Below are 18,429 nucleotides of genomic sequence, written 5' to 3'. Positions count from 1 at the left end.
TCACCCTGCACGCTGACTGACAGCTCCTTATTGCCCACTCAACGTCCTGCGCACCGCATCGCGCCATCCGGCCAACTTCGCCTCGCGCGCGGCCGCATCCATCTGCGGCATGAAGCGCCGTTCAAGCGCCCAGCTCTTAGCAAATTCCCTTGCCTTCGGCCATACACCGGCCTTCGAACCGGCGAGCCAGGCGGCGCCAAGCGCCGTCGTCTCCAGGATCGTCGGACGGTCGACCGGCGCGTCGAGAATGTCGGCGAGCCGCTGCATGGTCCAGTCGGACGCCACCATGCCCCCGTCGACGCGAAGCACCGTCTTGGCCGAGGCGCCTTTCCAGTCCTTGCGCATGGCGTCGAGCAGGTCGCGGGTCTGGAAGGCGACCGATTCAAGTGCGGCGCGCGCGAACTCGGCCGGGCCGGAGTTGCGCGTCAGGCCGAAGATAGCGCCGCGCGCGTCCGCGTCCCAATGCGGCGCGCCGAGGCCGACGAAGGCCGGCACCAGATAGACTTGTTGCGCCGGATCCGCGGCCGCCGCCAAGGCGCCGCTTTGCTCGGCCTTGCCGATCACCTTGATGCCGTCGCGCAGCCACTGCACGGCGGCGCCCGCGATGAAGATCGAGCCTTCCAGCGCGTAGGTTGTCTTGCCGTTGAGCCGATAGGCGATAGTGGTCAAAAGCCGGTTCCTCGAGCGCACCAGGTCGGCGCCCGTGTTGAGCAGCGCGAAGCAGCCGGTGCCGTAGGTGGATTTCATCATGCCGGGTTCGAAGCAGGCCTGGCCGATCGTCGCCGCATGCTGGTCGCCGGCCACGCCGAGAATTCGCATCTCGGCGCCAAAGAGGCTCTTCTCGGTGACGCCGAAATCGTCGGCGCAATCCTTCACCCGCGGCAGGATCGCGGCCGGAATCTTCAGGATCGAAAGCAGCTCGTCATCCCAGACATTCTTCTCGATGTTGTAGACCAAAGTGCGCGAGGCGTTGGTGGCATCGGTGGCGTGCACCTGGCCGCCGGTCAGCCGCCAGATCAGGAAACTGTCGATGGTGCCGGCGAGCAGTTCGCCCTTCTCGGCGCGCTTCCTAGCGCCCTTCACCTTGTCCAGCATCCAGGCGATCTTGGTGCCGGAGAAATAGGGATCGAGCAGCAGGCCGGTCTTCTTCGTGAATGTCTTCTCCAATCCCTGCTTCTTCAGCTTCTGACAGAGCGGCGCGGTGCGCCTGTCCTGCCAGACGATCGCGTTATGGATCGGCTTGCCAGTCGCCTTGTCCCAGATGACGACGGTCTCACGCTGGTTGGTGATGCCGATCGCGGCGACATCCGATGCCGTGCGGCCGGCGGCCTTCAACGCCGATTTCACCGTGGCGAGAACACTCGCCCAGATGTCTTCCGGGTCATGTTCGACCCAGCCGGAAGCCGGATAATGCTGCGTGAATTCCTGCTGGCCGGTGCCGGCAACCTTCATCTTGTCGTCGAACAGGATCGCCCGGGTCGACGTCGTCCCCTGATCGATGGCCAGCACAAAACCGCTCATTCCGCATCCTCCCACTTCTCATGCAACAGGGGAGACGGCAAAGCCGCCTCCCCCGCACTTCCTACAAGGGCAAGCACGCCCGCGTCATGCAGTTACTGCTGCTGCCAGCTCTTCACCAGTTCGTCGTAGTTGATGGTGATCGGCTTTTCCTTCTCGTTCTCGATCTTCAACTGAGGAGCGAGATTGCCTTTCTTGACCGCGTCGGCGTTCCAGTAGGCGAGGTCATGCTCTTCGGCCATTTTCGGGCCGATATCGCCCTGGACGCCCGACTTCTCGATGCGGCTCATGACCTTTTCCTGCTCGGCGCAGAGCGAGTCCATCGCTTCCTGAGCCGACTTGGCGCCGGACGAGGCATCGCCGATCGCCTGCCACCAGAGCTGCGCCAGCTTCGGATAGTCAGGCACGTTGGTACCCGTCGGCGACCACTGGACGCGGGCCGGCGAACGATAGAACTCGATCAGGCCGCCGAGCTTCGGAGCGCGCTCGGTGAAGCTCTTGTCGTGGATCGTGCTCTCGCGGATGAAGGTCAGGCCGACATGGCTCTTCTTCACGTCGACGGTCTTCGAGGTGACGAACTGCGCATAGAGCCAGGCGGCCTTGGCGCGATCGTCCGGCGTCGATTTCATCAGCGTCCAGGAACCCACGTCCTGATAGCCGAGCTTCATGCCGTCCTTCCAGTAGACGCCATGCGGCGACGGCGCCATGCGCCACTTCGGCGTGCCGTCGTCGTTCAGCACCGCCTTGGCGCCGCCGTCGACCATCGAAGCGGTGAAGGCGGTGTACCAGAAGATCTGCTGCGCGACCGCGCCCTGCGCCGGCACCGGGCCAGATTCGGAGAAGGTCATGCCCTGGGCTTCCGCCGGAGCGTAGGCCTTCAGCCAGTCGAGATATTTCTGGATCGAGTAGACCGCCGCTGGGCCGTTGGTGTCGCCGCCACGCGCCGTGCAGGAGCCGACAGGGCGCGAATTCTCGTCGACCTTGATGCCCCATTCGTCGACGGGCAGGCCGTTCGGAATGCCCTTGTCGCCATTGCCGGCCATGGACAGCCAGGCGTCGGTGAACCGCCAGCCGAGCGACGGGTCCTTCTTGCCGTAGTCCATATGGCCGTAGACCTTCTTGCCGTCGATCTCGCGGCCGGTGAAGAATTCGGCGATGTCCTCATAAGCCGACCAGTTGACGGGAACGCCTAGGTCGTAGCCGTATTTGGCCTTGAAGTCGGCCTTGTTCTTCTCGTCGTTGAACCAGTCGTAGCGGAACCAGTAGAGGTTCGCGAACTGCTGGTCGGGGAGTTGATAGAGCTTCTTGTCGGGCGCCGTCGTGAACGAGGTGCCGATGAAGTCCTTCAGGTCGAGGTTCGGATTGGTGACGTCCTTGCCTTCATTCGCCATCCAGTCGGTCAGGTTGCGCACCTGCTGGTAGCGCCAGTGCGTGCCGATCAGGTCGGAATCGTTGACCCAGCCGTCATAGAGGTTCTGTCCCGTCTGCATCTGGGTCTGGATCTTTTCGACGACGTCGCCTTCCTGGATGACGTCATGCGTGACCTTGATGCCGGTGATGGCGGAGAAGGCCGGCGCCAGCACCTGTGACTCGTATTGGTGGGTGGCGATGGTTTCCGAGACGACCTTGATGTCCATGCCGGCGAACGGCTTGGCTGCGTCGATGAACCACTGCATTTCCTTTTCCTGGTCGGCGCGCGAAAGCGTCGAAAGGTCGCCTATCTCCTTGTCGAGAAAGGCTTTTGCCTCGTCCATACCGGCATAGGCGTTGCCCACGCCGAGCAATAGGGCTAGGGCGGTCGTCGATGTTAGAAATTGCCGTCGCATGTGTCTCCTCCAGTCTTAGGTTTCAAGTGCATTCCGGGGCGGCCGCCAGCACGCGGCCGCTCCGGCTATTCCCCCTCTATACGTATCGGAACACGCCAACGGCGTAGACCACGGAGAGAGCGAGAGCCCACCACAGGTTGGGTCCTACCAGACCCAGCCAAGCGAGATGGATGAAGGCGCTGCCAAGCAGCGACAGGAACAAACGATCGCCGCGCGTCGTCTCGAAGCGCAGCACGCCGACGCGCGGATTGCCGCCGGGCGAGACATATTCCCAAACGCCCATGCCGCAGAGCATCAGCGCGATGACGATGAAGAAAGCGGCCGTCGGCCACGTCCACGCCATCCAGGAGAAGTCGAGGTTCATGGCTTAGACCCTCCCCAGGGCAAAGCCCTTGGCGATATAGTTTCGCACGAACCAGATGACCAAAGCGCCGGGGATCAGCGTCAGCACGCCGGCGGCGGCGAGCAGGCCCCAATCCATGCCGGCGGCCGAGACCGTGCGGGTCATGGTGGCGGCGATCGGCTTGGCGTCGGTGGTGGTCAGCGTGCGCGCGATCAGGAGCTCCACCCACGAGAACATGAAGCAGAAGAAGCAGGCGACGCCGATGCCGCTCGCGATCAGCGGCATGAAGATCTTCACGAAGAAGCGCGGGAAGGAGTAGCCGTCGATATAGGCGGTTTCGTCGATCTCCTTCGGCACGCCGGACATGAAGCCCTCGAGTATCCACACCGCCAGCGGCACGTTGAACAGGCAGTGCGCCAGCGCCACGGCGATATGGGTGTCGATCAGGCCGAACGCCGAATAGAGCTGGAAGAACGGCAGCGCGAACACCGCCGGCGGCGCCATGCGGTTGGTCAAAAGCCAGAAGAACAAATGCTTGTCGCCAAGGAAGCGGTAGCGCGAGAAGGCGTAGGCCGCCGGCAGCGCCACCGCCACCGATATCACCATGTTCATCACCACATAGGTGATCGAGTTGATGTAGCCCGAATACCAGGACGGGTCAGTGAAGATGGTGCGATAGTTCGCCAGTGTCGGATTATGCGGGAACAGCGTCAGCGACGACACGATCTCCGCGTTGGTCTTGAAGCTCATATTGATGAGCCAGTAGATCGGCAGCAGGATAACGATGATGTAGACCGTCGGCACGATCCACCACCAGCGCGATTCCTCGCCGCGGCGGCGCATCAGCCTCGCCACCTCGTCCTGCGACAGCGCGCTGCCCACCTCGGTGACCGCCGTCTCGCTCACGCGCGTCGTCTCGTTGGCGCCCGCCATCTCAGCGCTCCGCGTCGTAATTGGTCATCACGGTGTAGAACACCCACGACAACAACAGGATGATCAGGAAGTAGACCAGCGACATTGCCGCCGCCGGACCAAGGTCGAACTGGCCGAGGGCAGTCTTGACGAGGTCGATCGACAGGAAGGTGGTCGAATTGCCGGGGCCGCCGCCGGTGACGACGAAGGGCTCGGTATAGATCATGAAGCTATCCATGAAGCGCAACAGCACGGCGATCAGCAGCACACGCTGCATCTTGGGCAGCTGGATGTAGCGGAACACCGCCCAGCGCGATGCGCCGTCGATCTTGGCCGCCTGGTAGAAGGCATCGGGAATCGAGACCAGGCCGGCATAGCAAAGCAGCACGACCAGGCTGGTCCAGTGCCAGACATCCATGATGATGACGGTGACCCAGGCGTCGATCGGATCCTGGACGTAGTTGTAGTCGATGCCAAGCGCATTGACGTAATAGCCGAGTAGGCCGATGTCGTTGCGGCCGAAGACCTGCCAGATCGTGCCGACGACGTTCCACGGTACGAGCAGCGGCAGCGCCATCAGCACCAGGCAGACCGGCACCCCCCAGCCCTTCTTCGGCATGTTGAGCGCGATGAAGATGCCGAGCGGCACCTCGATCGCCAGGATGATGAAGGAGAAGATCAGGTTGCGCACCATCGCTTCCCAGAAGCGGTCGGAGTGCAGCAGTTCCTCGAACCACTCGGTGCCGGCCCAGAAGAAGACGTTGTTGCCGAACGTGTCCTGCACCGAATAGTTGACGACGGTCATCAGCGGGATGACCGCCGAGAACGCCACCAGCACCAGCACCGGCAGCACAAGGAACCAGGCCTTGTTGTTCCAGGTCTTGTCCATCTACGCCCCCATCTCGACGCGCCAGGAATCGGCATAGATGTTGATGCCGGCCGGATCGAAGCGGACTTTCGGCTCGGCCGGGACTTCGTCGTCCTCGCCGATCACCGCGGCAATCTCCCTGCCTTCCAGGTTGGCGCGCACGACCTTGTGGCGGCCGACGTCCTCGACCTTGGAAACCTGCACCGCCATGCCCTCGCGGCCGAGCCGCACATATTCGGGACGGATGCCGAGCTCGACGGCGCCGGCTTCGGCCTTGGGCACGCCGGGCAATTCGATGCGCTGCGCGCCGAGCATCGCCGTTCTGCCTTCCAGCGCAACCGGCAGCACGTTCATGCCCGGCGAGCCGATGAAATAGCCGACGAAAGTGTGTCGCGGGCGCTCGAAGAGCTCGGCCGGCGAGCCGATCTGCACGATCTCGCCGTCATACATCACCACGACGCGGTCGGCGAAAGTCAGCGCTTCGGTCTGATCGTGCGTGACATAGACCATTGTGTAGCCGAAGCGCCGATGCAGCTGCTTCAACTGCGAGCGCAGCACCCACTTCATATGCGGGTCGATCACCGTCAGCGGCTCGTCGAACAGGATGGCGTTGACGTCCGAGCGCACCAAGCCGCGCCCAAGCGAGATCTTCTGCTTCTGGTCGGCGGTGAGCCCGCGCGCCTTCTTCTTTGCCAGCGAAGCGAGATCGATCATGTCGAGCGTCTCGCGCACCTTGCGGTCGACGTCCGTCTCCGGCACGCGGCGGTTGCGCAGCGGGAAAGCCAGATTGTCGTAGACGGTCATGGTGTCGTAGATGACCGGGAACTGGAACACCTGCGCGATGTTGCGTTCCTGCGTCGACAGATTGGTGACGTCACGGCCGTTGAACAAAAGCTTGCCGTGCGAAGGATGCAGCAGGCCGGAAATGATGTTGAGCAGAGTGGTCTTGCCGCAGCCCGACGGCCCGAGCAGCGCGTAGGCGCCGCCATCCTCGAAGGTGTGGTGCACTTCCTTCAGCGCGAAATCGGAATCCTTCTGCGGGTTGGGCAGGTAGGAATGACGAATATGGTTGACCTCGATGCGCGCCATCGTTTGCTCCTCACGCCGCCAGCTTCGACGCCGTCACGGCGCGGCCGTTCTGGTCGAACACCATGATGTGGCGCGGATCGATGAACACCTCGACCTCGTCGTCCGTCTCGAAATCGAGAATGCCATGCGCAAGCATGACCCAGCGCGCATCGGCGAAATCGAGATGGACGAAGCTTTCCGAGCCGGTGATCTCCGTGATGGTGACCTTCGCCCGCACCGGCACAGCGGAAGCGTTCGGCCGCTCCAGCGACAAATGATGCGGCTGGAAGCCGATCGTGTAGCTGGCGTCAGGAACGCCGGTGAGTTCCGTCGGCACCGGCAACTTGACGCCGCCTTCGAGCAGGAAATCCGACCCCTTCTTGGAGAGCACGATGGTGTTGAGCGGCGGATCGGCGAAGGTCCGCGCCGTCACCAGATCGACGGGCTTGCGGAACACTTCGACCGTCGGGCCGAATTGCGTGACGCGGCCTTCCGAAAGCGTGGCCGTGTTGCCGCCGAGCAAAAGCGCCTCGTGCGGCTCTGTCGTCGCATAGACGAAGATGGTGCCGGCGGCGGCAAAAATTTTCGGCAGCTCGGCGCGCAATTCCTCGCGAAGCTTGTAGTCGAGATTGGCCAAAGGCTCGTCGAGCAGCACCAGGCTGGCATTCTTGACGATGGCGCGGGCAAGCGCGGTGCGCTGCTGCTGGCCGCCGGACAGGTTGAGCGGCGTGCGGTCGAGATAGGGCGTGAGCTTCAAAAGCGCCGCCGCGTTGCGCACCTCCTTGTCGATCTTCGCCTGATCGAGGCCGGCCACCCGCAGCGGCGAGGCGATGTTCTCGTAGACGGTCATCGCCGGGTAATTGATGAACTGCTGGTAGACCATGGCGACATTGCGCTTCTGCACCTTCTGTCCGGTGACGTCCTTGCCATCGAACCAGACCGAGCCGGAAGTCGGCGCGTCGAGGCCTGCCATCAGTCGCATCAGGCTGGTCTTGCCGGAAAGCGTCGGCCCGAGGAGCACGTTCAGCGAGCCGTGCTGAAGCGTCAGCGACACGTCGCGGATATGCTCCTGCGCGCCGACGGTCTTCGTCACGTTCCTCAGTTCCAGCATCACGCCTCCTCCCAGGCCTTGCGCATCAGCGGTCGATCCTCATTCCGCCGCAGCGACATGGCGGCTGCTCAGTCCGCGCATGAATTCTTCCAATGCGGCCGTCTGCTCGCGGCTGAAATGCAGGCCGCGCTTGGTGCGGCGCCACAGCACGTCCTCGGCGGTGACCGCCCATTCGTTTTCGGCCAGATAGCGAACTTCCGCCTCGAAAAGGTCGGCGCCGAAATTGCGGCCGAGATCGGCATTCGACTTGGCGAGCCCGAGCAATTTCTCCGCCCGCGTGCCGTAAAGCCGGGTGAAGCGGCGCGCCAGCCGCTGGTCGAGGAACGGATAGGCGTTCTTCAGCCTGGCGACCTGGGCATCGAAGCCGGTCGCGGCGAAATCGCCGCCGGGCAGCGGCGCGTCATGCGTCCACGGCCTGCCGCGCTTGCCGAGAAAACCTTCGATCTTCTCCAACATCGATTCCGCCAGTCGGCGGAAAGTCGTGATCTTGCCGCCGAAGGCGTTGAGCAAGGGGGCAGCACCCTCCCCGCCATCGGCCTTCAGCACATAGTCGCGCGTCGCCTCCTGCGCCTTGGAGGCGCCGTCGTCATAGAGCGGGCGCACCGCCGAATAGGTCCAGACGATGTCGGAGCGCTTCACCGGCTGCGCGAAATATTCGCTTGCCGCGGCGCACAGATAGTCGATCTCGGTGTCGGAGATCTTCACGTCGTGCGGATCGCCCGGATAATCGCGGTCGGTGGTGCCGATCAGCGTGAATTCTTCCTCGTAAGGAATGGCGAAGATGATGCGGCCATCCTTGTTCTGGAAGAAATAGGCGCGCGGATCGTCGAACTTCCTATGGATGACGATGTGGCTCCCTTGCACGAGGCGGACATTGTGGACGTCGTTCTGGCCGACGGCGGTCGAGAGCACGTGGTCGACCCATGGGCCGGCGGCGTTGACGAGAAGCCGCGCGCGAACCTCCTCGATTTCACCCGTAAGCACATTCTGCACTTTTACGGTCCAAAGCGCACCGTCGCGCCGCGCGCCGACAACCTTGGTGCGGGTGCGGATAACGGCGCCCCGGTCTGCCGCGTCACGAGCGTTCAGCGCCACCAGGCGCGCGTCGTTGACCCAACCGTCCGAATATTCGAAAGCCTTGCGGAACAATGGCTTGAGCGGCTTGCCCGCCGGATCGCGGGCCATATCCAGCGTCTTCGTCGCCGGCAGCAGCTTGCGCCCGCCGATATGATCGTAAAGGAACAATCCCAGCCGGATCAGCCAGGCGGGCCTGAGGCCTTTGGCATAAGGCAGAACGAAGCGCATCGGCCAGATGATATGCGGCGCGTTCTTCCACAGAACCTCGCGCTCCATCAGCGCCTCACGAACCAGCCGGAACTCGTAGAATTCGAGGTAGCGAAGGCCGCCATGGATGAGCTTGGTCGAGCCCGACGAGGTTCCGCTGGCGAGATCGTTCATCTCGGCGAGGTATACCGAAAACCCACGACCAACGGCGTCGCGGGCTATGCCGCAGCCATTGATGCCGCCGCCGATGACGAAAATGTCATGGATCGGAGATGCGTCCAAAGAATCCTCCAACGATTTCGCATTGCACCATTTTTGTGTTTTACGAAACCGTGGCGGAATTATTTCGAACTCAAACCGAATGTCAAACGAAATATCACAGCTGCGTGAGCAAGCCGCGATGCGCGCCTATTCGAGCGCTGTCTCAAGCAGCCGGACCTCGGTTTCCTCGCAAATCTTGCGGATCGACGGGATCTCGCAACGATCGGTGATGAAGGTATTCACCTGCGAAAGATGGCCGATCCGAACCGGCGCCGTGCGCTCGAACTTCGTCCGGTCGGAGACCAGGATAACGTGGCGGGCATTCGCGATGATGGCCTGCGCCACCTTCACCTCGCGGAAATCGAAGTCGAGCAGCGCGCCGTCATGATCGATCGCCGAGGCGCCGATGACGGCGTAATCGACCTTGAACTGACGGATGAAATCGACGGCCGCCTCGCCGACAATGCCGCCGTCGGAACCGCGCACGACGCCGCCGGCGATCACCACCTCGATCGTCGGGTAGATGCGCATCCTATTGGCAACGTTGATATTATTGGTGATGACCATAAGCCCGTTATGGTCGAGCAGCGCCTTGCTGACGGCCTCGGTGGTGGTGCCGATATTGATGAACAGCGAGGCATTGTCAGGGATCAGCCGCGCCGCCGCGCTGCCGATCGCCTCCTTCTCGTCGGCGGCAATCTTGCGCCTTGCCTCGTACTCCATGTTCTCGATGCCGGACGGGAACAGCGCACCGCCATGGATGCGGGTCAGCAGCCGCTGATCGCACAGATCGTTGAGGTCCTTGCGGATGGTCTGCGGCGTCACATTGAAATGCGTCGCCAGGTCGTCGACCAGCACCCGACCATGGTCTTTCGCCATCTGAATGATCTCGGCATGGCGTGGCGAAAGAAACATCGCGCGTCCTCCATTTTCGTTTTTTCCGTCTATATCGGAAAACGAAAGCGAAGAAAAGGCATAAGCCGGCTAACGAAAATCACCTGATTGCAAAAGGCAAACCAGTGCGGAACACGCCTGCTGCTTCAGGATAGACGCCGCGCAATCTCGGTTATGACGTCGAACGCCGCGTCGACATCGGCTGCCGTCGCCTCGAACTGCCCCGCCTGAAAGCGGATCGCCACGCGCCCGTCGACCCGCGTCTGCGTGAGATAGATGCGGCCATCGGTGTTGATGGCGTCGACCAGACGCAGATTGTGCTCGTCAGCATCGATGCCGGGTGCCGCGCGATGCCGGAACGAGAAAAGCGACAGCATCGGCTCGCTGCTGAGCACGAAATCCGCCTCCCTGGCCAGCCGCGCGGCAAGCCCTTCGCTCCAGGCGACATGGTTTCTTATCATGTTGCGCAGGCCTTCGAGGCCATAGGCACGCAGCAGGAACCAGAGCTTCAGCGCCCGGAAGCGGCGCCCGAGCGGCACCGACCATTCCGAATAGTTGATGATGCCGTCATGGCCTCGGGTTTTCAGATAGTCCGGCTGGATCGCCAGCGTGCGCACCAGGTCTTCAGGCTGACGCACGAACTGGATCGAGCAGTCGAATTGCGCGCCCAGCCACTTATGCGGATTGAAGACGATGGAATCGGCGCCTTCGACGCCGGTCCAGAATTGCCGGTATTCCGGGCAGATCATCGCCGATCCGGCCCAGGCGGCGTCGACGTGCAGGTAGAGCCCGTGCCGCTTCGCGACGGCGGCTACCGCCGCGATGTCGTCTGTGCCTCCGGTGCTGGTGCCGCCGACGCAGGCGATGATGCCGGCCGGCAGTAGCCCGGCGTCGCGATCGGCAACGATCGCAGCCTCGAGCGCCTCCGTATCCATGGCGCGAAAACGTCCGCCGACCGGGATGCGGATGAGGTTTTCCTCGCCGATGCCGGAAACCCAGATGGCGCGGTCGATCGAGGTATGGACCTGGTCGGAGGAGTAGACGCGCAGCTTTGCCTGCCCGGCCAACCCTTTTTTGTTTCCCTGCCAGTTAAGCGCCCGCTCGCGCATGGTGAGCACCGCGGCAAGCGTCGCCGACGAGGCCGAATCCTGGATCACGCCGGAAAAGCCCTCGGGCAGGCCGAGCGCCTGGCGCGTCCAGTCGACGACGCGCGTCTCGAGCTCGGTCGCCGCCGGCGAGGTCTGCCAGAGCATGCATTGCGCGGCCATCGCCGAGACCAGATATTCCGCCACGACCGACACCGGCGCCGCATTGGCCGGGAAATAGGCGAAGAAACGCGGGTGCTGCCAATGCGTCATGCCCGGCACGATCTTTTCTTCGAAGTCGGCGAAGATCTTGTCCATCGGCTCGGGCATTTCGGGTGGCGAGGCCTCGATGCTCCTGAAAATCTCACCCGGCGCTATTGCCGGCCGCACTGGACGCTCGCGCAGGCCGGCGCGGTAATCGGCGCCCCAATCGGCTGCCCGCCTCGACCAGTCGCGGAATTCCTCATTGTCCATAATTTCCTCCCAGCAACCGCCCATGTCGGTTAACCGAACTGCCCTCTTTTGCTTAACATGTTAAATATATTAAGGCAACGGGCTGGATCGAAAAGGCCCTACCCCGGAAAATCCGGCAGGTTTGAAAAAGCCAATTTCAGCGCGCTGGACCAGCCATCCGAAATGGTGCGGTAGTAAGGATCGTCATGGCCGATCCGCCGGTTCAGCCCCACCTTGAACGCATCCTGTTCCATGAACAGAAGATCGAGCGGCAGCCCGACCGAAAGGTTGGATTTCAGCGTCGAGTCGAAGGATACCAGCAGCAGCTTCACCGTCTCCGCCAGGCTCATTGTCCGGTCATAGGCACGGATGATGATCGGCTTGCCGTATTTCGTCTCGCCGATCTGGAAGAAGGGCGTGTCGTCGGTCGATTCGATGAAATTGCCTTCCGGATAGATCATGAACAGCCTGGGCGGGCTGCCCTTGATCTGGCCGCCGAGGATGAAGGAAGCATTGAAATAGGCGTCCGCCTTCTCGCCGTCGGGCGACGCATGCGCGATCGCTTCCTTGACCGTATCGCCGACCAGCCGCACCGTCTGGTACATGGACGGGGTCTCGAGCAGCTTCCCATGGCGGTCGCCGACCGCCTTGTTGCGCTCGTCGAGCAGGCTGACGACGGCCTGCGTCGTGGCAAGGTTGCCCGCCGACATCAGCACGATGACGCGCTCGCCGGGCTGTTCCCACACATGCATCTTCTTGAAGGTCGATATCGAATCCATGCCGGCATTGGTGCGCGTGTCCGACATGAACACGAGCCCGCGATCGATCTTGAGGCCGACGCAATAGGTCATGGTCGCTCTTCTGCGAAAGCAGTTCCAGGAAAAACGTGTAGCGGTTTTCCGTCTGGAATTGCGTGAAAACAAAGAGATAGAGCGGTTCGGTGATTCTATCAAACGCTGAACCGGTCTGGCGATTGCGGCTCAGATTACTGCTCTACCGTGACGGTCACGGCAAGCTTCTCTTGCGCCTGCCCCAGCAATATCCCCGACACCGGCGAGGCATCGCGATAGTCGCGCCCCGTCGCCACCCGCACATAGCGTTCGTCGGGAGAGATACCGTTCGCCGGGTCGAAGGCAACCCATCCGAGCCCGACGACATAAGCCTCGGCCCAGGCATGGCTTGCCGCCTGCTCGACGGCAGCATCCATCATCAGGTAGCCGCTGATATAGCGGGCGGGAAAACCAAGCGCGCCCGCCGCGGCGATGAAGATATGGCTATGGTCCTGGCAGACGCCGGATTTCAACGCGAGCGCCTCCTCCGCCGGCGTCACGACGCTGGTGGTGCCCGGCCTGTAGGCGACGCGTTCGCCGATAGCGCCCATCAGCCGGTGCAGTCGATCGATCTCGGTGCCCTGTCCGACCGCGCCGGCCAATTCGCGGATGCGCTCGCCGGCAGTGGTGAGCTGCGTCTGCTGTGCGAACAGCCAGAGCGGCGCAAAGCCCTGATGCGGGCCCGTCACACCCGCCGTATCATGCGTGGTCACGTCTCCGGCGGCCTCGACGGTGATCGAGTTCTGGCCGCTCTCGGCGCTCATCAGCCGCGTGTCGTTGCCGAAATGGTCGGTGAAGCGCACCTCCTCGCGCGCGCCCTCGACCTTGATCGCCCAGGAGTCGACGGTCTGCGTACGCCCGCTGGAAGGCAGCAGGCGCAGCCGCTGCAGCAGATACTGCACCGGCTGATCGTAGCGGTACTCGGTGCGATGGGTGATCTTGAGCCGCATAGCGCTCGCCCTCGGCTGTGCTCAATAGAACCGGTAGTCCTGGGCGATCTCGTCGCCCAGCCTGGTGTTGTCGCGAATGAACTCGGCCAGGAACTCGTGCAAGCCGTGGTCGAATATGTCCTTGATCGACCCTCTCTTGAGCAATGCCTGGATCTTCTCGGCCGTGGCATGGCAGGCATGGCGCTCGCCATAATCGTCGGCGAGGAATTTCAGATGCTCCCCAAGAAAGCGGTAGCAGAAGGTCAACGAGCGCGGCATGCGCACGTTGAGGATCAGATAGTCGGCGATGTTCGTCGGCTTGTAGTCGGCTTCGTAAACCCAGCGATAGGAGCGGTGCGCCGACACCGAGCGCAGGATCGACTCCCATTGGTAGTTGTCCAGCGTCGAGCCGACCCAGGACAGCGAAGGCAAGAGCACGTAATATTTCACGTCGAGGATGCGAGCCGTGTTGTCGGCGCGCTCGACATAGGTGCCGAGCTGCGAGAAGTCGAAAATCTCGTTGCGCAGCATCGTACCGTAGAACGAACCGCGGATCAGCGCCGTCTCGCGCTTGATGGCATCGAGCACCGTCGGCAGGTCGCGTTCGTCGATCGGCCTCGCCAGCATGCGCTTCAGCGACATCCAGGCTTCGTTGATGCTTTCCCAGGTCTCGCGCGTCAGCGCCGTGCGCACCATGCGGGCATTGTTGCGCGCCGTCTCGATCGACGACATCGTGCTCGACGGGTTCGAAGTGTCGCGCAGCAGGAAGTCGGAGACGTTGGCGGCGGTGTAGTCCTGGTATTTCCGGCTGAAGGCGATGTCCGAGCCGGCGCTGAGCAGCACCGAGTTCCATTCCTCCGAAGCGCTCTGCGTGCGCGTCAGCGCCATGCGCAATCCCGCGTCGACCAGGCGCGCCATGTTTTCGGCCCGCTCGATATAGCGGTTCATCCAGTAGAGACCGTTTGCGGTGCGGCCGAGAAGCATGTCAGGCCCTTCGGGTTAGCGAATAGGGAATAGGGAGTAGTGAGTAGTGAATTTTCGAACTTCGACCGAATGTGGCATTGCTCTTTCCCCTACTGACTACTGACTATTCCCTACTCACTCATCTCAATCATCCAGCACCCAAGTGTCTTTCGTGCCGCCGCCTTGCGAAGAGTTCACCACCAACGAGCCTTGCTTCAGCGCGACACGCGTCAAGCCGCCCGGCACGATCTGGATACGATCCGAAACCAGCACATAAGGCCTGAGGTCGACATGGCGCGGCGACAGGCCCTTCTCGGTCAGGATCGGGCAGGTCGACAGCGCCAGGGTCGGCTGGGCGATGTAGTTCGAGGGCTTCGCCTGCAGCTTCTTGGCAAACTCCTGGCATTCCTTCTTGGTCGCCGCCGGGCCGACCAGCATGCCGTAGCCGCCGGAGCCATGCACTTCCTTGATGACGAGCTCGCCGATGTGCTCGAGCACATATTTGAGGCTGTCCGGCTCCGAACAGCGCCAGGTCGGGATGTTGCCGAGAATCGCCTTGCGGCCGGTGTAGAACTCGACGATCTCCGGCATGTAGGAATAGATCGCCTTGTCGTCGGCGATGCCGGTTCCCGGCGCGTTGGCGATGGTGATGTTGCCGGCGCGGTAGACATCCATGATGCCGGGCACGCCGAGCGCGGAATCCGGCCGGAAGGTCAGCGGATCGAGGAAGTTGTCGTCGACGCGCCGGTAGAGCACGTCGATCTGCTTGTAGCCCTCGGTCGTGCGCATCGCCACATGGCCGTCGACGACGCGCAGATCCTGCCCTTCGACGAGTTGCACGCCCATCTGGTCGGCGAGGAAGGCGTGCTCGAAATAGGCCGAGTTGTAGGAACCCGGCGTCAGCACCGCGATGGTCGGCGCGCCCTTGCTGCTTTGCGGCCGCACCGCGGCGAGCGACTGCCGCATAAGCTGCGGGTAGTTCTCGACCGGCCGAACCTTGATCTTCTGGAACAGCTCTGGAAAGAGCTGCATCATCGTCTCGCGGTTCTCCAGCATGTAGGAGACGCCGGACGGCGTGCGGGCGTTGTCCTCCAGCACATAGAACTCGTTCTCCGAGATGCGGACGATATCGACGCCGATGATGTGGGTGTAGACGCCGGCCGGCGGCCTCACCCCGATCATCTCGGGCAGGAAGGCCTCGTTCTTCGCAACAAGCTCCCTCGGCACGCGCCCGGCGCGCAGAATCTCCTGGCGGTGGTAGATGTCGTCGAGAAAGGCGTTCAGCGCCTGCACGCGCTGTTCGATGCCTTGCGTCACCCGGCGCCATTCCTGGCCGGAGAGGATGCGCGGGACGATGTCGAAGGGGATCAGCCTCTCGGACGCCTCCTGCTCGCCATAGACGGCAAAGGTGATGCCGGTCTTGCGGAAGACGCGCTCGGCGTCCTGCATTTTCTGGGTAAGCCTGGCCGGGTCCTGCTCCTTCAGCCAGCGATCGTAAGCCTCATAAGGTCTTCTCAATCCGGAGACTTCCGGAAGCATTTCGTCGAACGCTGCCAATCGCGTACTCCCCTCTGGACCATTTCACTGGCCTCGCCGGAGAAAATCAAGCGCAATCGGTGATTTAGGACGCGATGGTGGCCGCTCTATGCGAATTGCCTAAATTTAAGGCATGAGCGGCCAGGCCGGGTCAGTTGCTGCTTCCCGGCGGGGCATCGCCAGGTCCGTCAAAACGCCCGGAAGGTCACGATCGTGAAGGTGTCCTTGATTCCAGGCAGAATCTGCACCCGCTCGTTGACGAAGTGACCAACGTCTTCCTCGTCGTCGATATAGAATTTGGCGAGCAGGTCGTAATTGCCGGCGGTCGAGTAGATCTCGGAGGCAATCTCGGCATCGGCAAGCGCGCTGGCGACCTCATAGGACTTGCCCAGGTCGCACTTGATCTGCACGAAAAATGCCTTCATTGCCCGGTCCTGCCTGCCTGCTTCAAGATCAAGCGGCCCTTGTGGCAGACTGCCGCCCGGCTTTCAAGCATCAGCCGGCGCGCGCCGTTCTTGACGACCGCCTAAGCAGGGCGCTCCGGCGTCGAAACGGCGAAATCTTGCGAAGGGATGAAACCGCCGGGCATCGAAGCGCGTATGTTAGATTGCATTCGCCAAGCGAGTTCCGGGAGGCAGGCCATGCGCCGCGTATTGTTCGCACTAGCTCTTGTTCCGATGTGGATAGCCTCGCTTGCCTTTGCCGGCGATGCCGAGATCAAGACCGCGCAGGCAGTCATCGACAGCCAGTTGAAAGCCTTCATCGCCGATGACGGCGCCACCGCCTACAGCTTCGCCGCGCCGAACGTGAAGCAGATCTTTCCGACCGTGGATACCTTCATGAACATGGTGACGAAGGGCTACGCGCCGGTGCGCAAGCCCCAGTCCTATTCCTTCGGCAAGGTCGAGCAGACCGGGCCGGGCTCGATCGTCCAGCAGGTGCTGATCGTCGGACCCGACGGCAAGGACTATGAGGCGGTCTACACGCTGCAGCAGCAGGCGGACGGCAGTTTCAAGATCACCGGCTGCAGCCTGCGCGCCTCGACTTCGGTCAGCACCTGAGCCCGCCTGGCGTGACCGCTCAATCCCGGCGGCTATACAGTGTCCAGCCCAGACCGGAGAGGCCCCAGAAGGTCGAGGCTGCGGCTCGTTCGTAGGCAAGCGCGCAATCGAAGTCCACGCGCTCAGGCTGTTTTTGGAGATCGCCTTCGAGAATGAGCCACTCCGCGCGCCCGGCACAAATCTTGTCCTGCGTGACGAGCGATGCCTGGCGGCCCATGCGCGCGGCGAAATAATCGACCATCATGCCGGTGCGGAAATCAGCGTTGGTGGCATATGTGGCGACGCCGCCCTTTGTCATCTCGTCCACCATGTCGGAATAGGAACCACGCCCATGCTCGTAGAAACGGGCAAGCAGCGCCGCGTTGCCGCCCGCAACGAGCATGAGCATCCCAGCGGCGCAAAGCCTCCTCGTACCGCCAGCTTCGAGGCCGCGTCCGATCACCTCTCCGGCCCAAAGCAGCAACAAGGTTCCGCTGACGAGGAAATAGCGTGGGAATTCGACATTCGGCAGATGCGCCACCGCCATCAAGGCGGGCAGCCCGACGATGCCGATGGCATAGAGACTGACCCGGCGATCGCGCGAGACGCCTGCATATGCCAGAACCAGGACGCAAACGATCGCGACGCATGTCCAGTCGCCGATCCAGTCCGGCAGACCGAAAAGATAGCGGATCATTCCACCATAGCCGGCGGCGAACCTCTCAAGCGAGAAAGACGAAAACCCGCCGACGTTGAAGCTGAACAATCGCGCGCCCACGAGTATTGCCGTGGCGAGCGGAAGCACGGCAAGGAAAGCAGGCAGGAAGGCCTGGATAACCTCTCGGTTGACGACAATCAGGCTGCGGCTGCGTCGCCAGCTTAGCCACATCGTCCAGGCCGCGAGCACCGCTACCGTTTCGGTCATCGTCAGATGGGAAAGGAAGCCAAGCAGAATTGCGACGGCAAAGGCGGCGCCGTAGAGACCACGCTTGTCGAACCAACGCTCCAGAAGAGCCACGGCAACGAGTGTGAACAGCACCAGGCCGGCATAGCCACGCGCCTCCGAGCCGTAGTGAACCATCGGGTAGCTCACTGCGAACAGCAGCCCCGACGCGACCATGGCCCAGCGTCCCCGCGATATCGCCGTGGCCACGATGACTGTGCATACACCCAACGTTATCGACAGGCCGCGCTGGACGAGTGGCGCGACATCGGGGCCGACGACATACTGATATATCGAGTTGAGGAAATGATTGTTGTCGTGGTTTATGCGCCAGAATATCTGGTCGACCGACGTCAGAGGCCTCAGCAGCGTGATGCTCCAGATCTCGTCATGCCAGAGATCGCCGCGCGCGCCGAGCAGACGCAAGGTCAGGCCGGCAAGCACGACCCCTGAAATTACAAGTAATAGACTGTAGCTCCATCGCCGGGTCGCCGCCGATCCAGACCGGTCAACATTAGCGATTGCTACATTATCGTCAACGATCGACGCGTCTATTTTTACCAAA

At 62.3% G+C, this 18,429-nt stretch carries 17 protein-coding genes; 1 reads left to right on the top strand and 16 read right to left on the bottom strand.

Annotated elements, in window-relative coordinates:
* Positions 1-27: 27 nt before the first annotated feature.
* The 15 genes from glpK to FJ418_RS05845 all read right to left on the bottom strand — a co-directional run bounded on the left by glpK (position 28) and on the right by FJ418_RS05845 (position 16,306).
* Positions 28-1,521 carry a glycerol kinase GlpK gene (gene glpK / locus FJ418_RS05915; RefSeq protein WP_140864240.1) on the bottom strand — a complete coding sequence of 498 codons (1,494 nt, stop codon included), beginning with the start codon at positions 1,519-1,521 and terminating at the stop codon, positions 28-30.
* A 92-nt stretch (positions 1,522-1,613) separates the two neighbouring features.
* Positions 1,614-3,344, bottom strand: coding sequence for an ABC transporter substrate-binding protein (locus tag FJ418_RS05910; protein ID WP_140864238.1), 1,731 nt, complete (start codon positions 3,342-3,344; stop codon positions 1,614-1,616).
* 76 nt (positions 3,345-3,420) lie between these two features.
* Positions 3,421-3,708 (bottom strand): DUF2160 domain-containing protein, encoded by a 288-nt coding sequence (locus FJ418_RS05905; RefSeq protein ID WP_140653040.1) that lies wholly within the window; start codon positions 3,706-3,708, stop codon positions 3,421-3,423.
* A gap of 3 nt (positions 3,709-3,711) precedes the next feature.
* On the bottom strand, positions 3,712-4,620 hold the full coding sequence (locus FJ418_RS05900) for a carbohydrate ABC transporter permease (RefSeq protein WP_140642818.1): 909 nt from the start codon (positions 4,618-4,620) through the stop codon (positions 3,712-3,714).
* A gap of 1 nt (position 4,621) precedes the next feature.
* The gene (locus tag FJ418_RS05895; RefSeq protein ID WP_140653038.1) at positions 4,622-5,488 is read right to left on the bottom strand and encodes a sugar ABC transporter permease; all 867 of its coding nucleotides are present in this window, start codon (positions 5,486-5,488) and stop codon (positions 4,622-4,624) included.
* Entirely contained in the window at positions 5,489-6,556 is a 1,068-nt protein-coding gene (locus FJ418_RS05890) for an ABC transporter ATP-binding protein (protein WP_140782836.1), read from the bottom strand. It lies immediately after the preceding gene.
* A gap of 10 nt (positions 6,557-6,566) precedes the next feature.
* Positions 6,567-7,646 carry an ABC transporter ATP-binding protein gene (locus FJ418_RS05885; protein ID WP_140864236.1) on the bottom strand — a complete coding sequence of 360 codons (1,080 nt, stop codon included), beginning with the start codon at positions 7,644-7,646 and terminating at the stop codon, positions 6,567-6,569.
* Between the two features lie 39 nt (positions 7,647-7,685).
* The gene (gene glpD, locus FJ418_RS05880; protein WP_140864234.1) at positions 7,686-9,212 is read right to left on the bottom strand and encodes a glycerol-3-phosphate dehydrogenase; all 1,527 of its coding nucleotides are present in this window, start codon (positions 9,210-9,212) and stop codon (positions 7,686-7,688) included.
* A gap of 126 nt (positions 9,213-9,338) precedes the next feature.
* Positions 9,339-10,106, bottom strand: a complete 768-nt coding sequence (locus tag FJ418_RS05875) for a DeoR/GlpR family DNA-binding transcription regulator (RefSeq protein ID WP_140642832.1) — start codon at positions 10,104-10,106, stop codon at positions 9,339-9,341.
* A 125-nt stretch (positions 10,107-10,231) separates the two neighbouring features.
* Positions 10,232-11,644, bottom strand: coding sequence for a pyridoxal-dependent decarboxylase (locus FJ418_RS05870; protein ID WP_140864232.1), 1,413 nt, complete (start codon positions 11,642-11,644; stop codon positions 10,232-10,234).
* A gap of 98 nt (positions 11,645-11,742) precedes the next feature.
* Positions 11,743-12,474 (bottom strand): peptidase, encoded by a 732-nt coding sequence (locus tag FJ418_RS05865; protein ID WP_140642836.1) that lies wholly within the window; start codon positions 12,472-12,474, stop codon positions 11,743-11,745.
* A 134-nt stretch (positions 12,475-12,608) separates the two neighbouring features.
* Positions 12,609-13,403, bottom strand: a complete 795-nt coding sequence (locus FJ418_RS05860; RefSeq protein ID WP_140864230.1) for a transglutaminase family protein — start codon at positions 13,401-13,403, stop codon at positions 12,609-12,611.
* Positions 13,404-13,424: 21 nt separating this feature from the next.
* Positions 13,425-14,366, bottom strand: coding sequence for an alpha-E domain-containing protein (locus FJ418_RS05855; RefSeq protein ID WP_140642842.1), 942 nt, complete (start codon positions 14,364-14,366; stop codon positions 13,425-13,427).
* A 123-nt stretch (positions 14,367-14,489) separates the two neighbouring features.
* The gene (locus FJ418_RS05850) at positions 14,490-15,902 is read right to left on the bottom strand and encodes a circularly permuted type 2 ATP-grasp protein (RefSeq protein ID WP_181166852.1); all 1,413 of its coding nucleotides are present in this window, start codon (positions 15,900-15,902) and stop codon (positions 14,490-14,492) included.
* A 167-nt stretch (positions 15,903-16,069) separates the two neighbouring features.
* Positions 16,070-16,306 carry an Lrp/AsnC family transcriptional regulator gene (locus FJ418_RS05845; RefSeq protein WP_040995065.1) on the bottom strand — a complete coding sequence of 79 codons (237 nt, stop codon included), beginning with the start codon at positions 16,304-16,306 and terminating at the stop codon, positions 16,070-16,072.
* 216 nt (positions 16,307-16,522) lie between these two features.
* Between FJ418_RS05845 and FJ418_RS05840 the strand changes: the two genes are divergently transcribed.
* Positions 16,523-16,942: a DUF4864 domain-containing protein gene (locus FJ418_RS05840; RefSeq protein WP_140856851.1), complete on the top strand. Its 420-nt coding sequence runs from the start codon at positions 16,523-16,525 to the stop codon at positions 16,940-16,942.
* A 19-nt stretch (positions 16,943-16,961) separates the two neighbouring features.
* Here the strand turns inward: FJ418_RS05840 and FJ418_RS05835 are convergent, their stop codons facing one another.
* Positions 16,962-18,428 carry a hypothetical protein gene (locus FJ418_RS05835; protein ID WP_140864228.1) on the bottom strand — a complete coding sequence of 489 codons (1,467 nt, stop codon included), beginning with the start codon at positions 18,426-18,428 and terminating at the stop codon, positions 16,962-16,964.
* Position 18,429: the final 1 nt, after the last annotated feature.

This window comes from Mesorhizobium sp. B2-8-3 (genome assembly GCF_006440815.1).
In the GTDB taxonomy this organism is placed as follows: Bacteria; Pseudomonadota; Alphaproteobacteria; order Rhizobiales; family Rhizobiaceae; genus Mesorhizobium.
The sequence above is the reverse complement of the archived record's forward strand: the minus strand, read 5'-3'. Positions and strand labels throughout refer to the sequence as shown.

What these genes read in the sequence shown, in the direction of transcription:
- FJ418_RS05840 (WP_140856851.1), top strand. Translation starts at nt 16,523, where the DNA reads ATGCGCCGCGTATTGTTCGCACTAGCTCTTGTTCCGATGTGGATAGCC.
- FJ418_RS05860 (WP_140864230.1), bottom strand. Translation starts at nt 13,403, where the DNA reads ATGCGGCTCAAGATCACCCATCGCACCGAGTACCGCTACGATCAGCCG.
- FJ418_RS05865 (WP_140642836.1), bottom strand. Translation starts at nt 12,474, where the DNA reads ATGACCTATTGCGTCGGCCTCAAGATCGATCGCGGGCTCGTGTTCATG.
- FJ418_RS05845 (WP_040995065.1), bottom strand. Translation starts at nt 16,306, where the DNA reads ATGAAGGCATTTTTCGTGCAGATCAAGTGCGACCTGGGCAAGTCCTAT.
- FJ418_RS05890 (WP_140782836.1), bottom strand. Translation starts at nt 6,556, where the DNA reads ATGGCGCGCATCGAGGTCAACCATATTCGTCATTCCTACCTGCCCAAC.
- FJ418_RS05885 (WP_140864236.1), bottom strand. Translation starts at nt 7,646, where the DNA reads ATGCTGGAACTGAGGAACGTGACGAAGACCGTCGGCGCGCAGGAGCAT.
- FJ418_RS05875 (WP_140642832.1), bottom strand. Translation starts at nt 10,106, where the DNA reads ATGTTTCTTTCGCCACGCCATGCCGAGATCATTCAGATGGCGAAAGAC.
- FJ418_RS05870 (WP_140864232.1), bottom strand. Translation starts at nt 11,644, where the DNA reads ATGGACAATGAGGAATTCCGCGACTGGTCGAGGCGGGCAGCCGATTGG.
- glpK (WP_140864240.1), bottom strand. Translation starts at nt 1,521, where the DNA reads ATGAGCGGTTTTGTGCTGGCCATCGATCAGGGGACGACGTCGACCCGG.
- FJ418_RS05905 (WP_140653040.1), bottom strand. Translation starts at nt 3,708, where the DNA reads ATGAACCTCGACTTCTCCTGGATGGCGTGGACGTGGCCGACGGCCGCT.
- FJ418_RS05895 (WP_140653038.1), bottom strand. Translation starts at nt 5,488, where the DNA reads ATGGACAAGACCTGGAACAACAAGGCCTGGTTCCTTGTGCTGCCGGTG.
- FJ418_RS05910 (WP_140864238.1), bottom strand. Translation starts at nt 3,344, where the DNA reads ATGCGACGGCAATTTCTAACATCGACGACCGCCCTAGCCCTATTGCTC.
- FJ418_RS05900 (WP_140642818.1), bottom strand. Translation starts at nt 4,620, where the DNA reads ATGGCGGGCGCCAACGAGACGACGCGCGTGAGCGAGACGGCGGTCACC.
- FJ418_RS05855 (WP_140642842.1), bottom strand. Translation starts at nt 14,366, where the DNA reads ATGCTTCTCGGCCGCACCGCAAACGGTCTCTACTGGATGAACCGCTAT.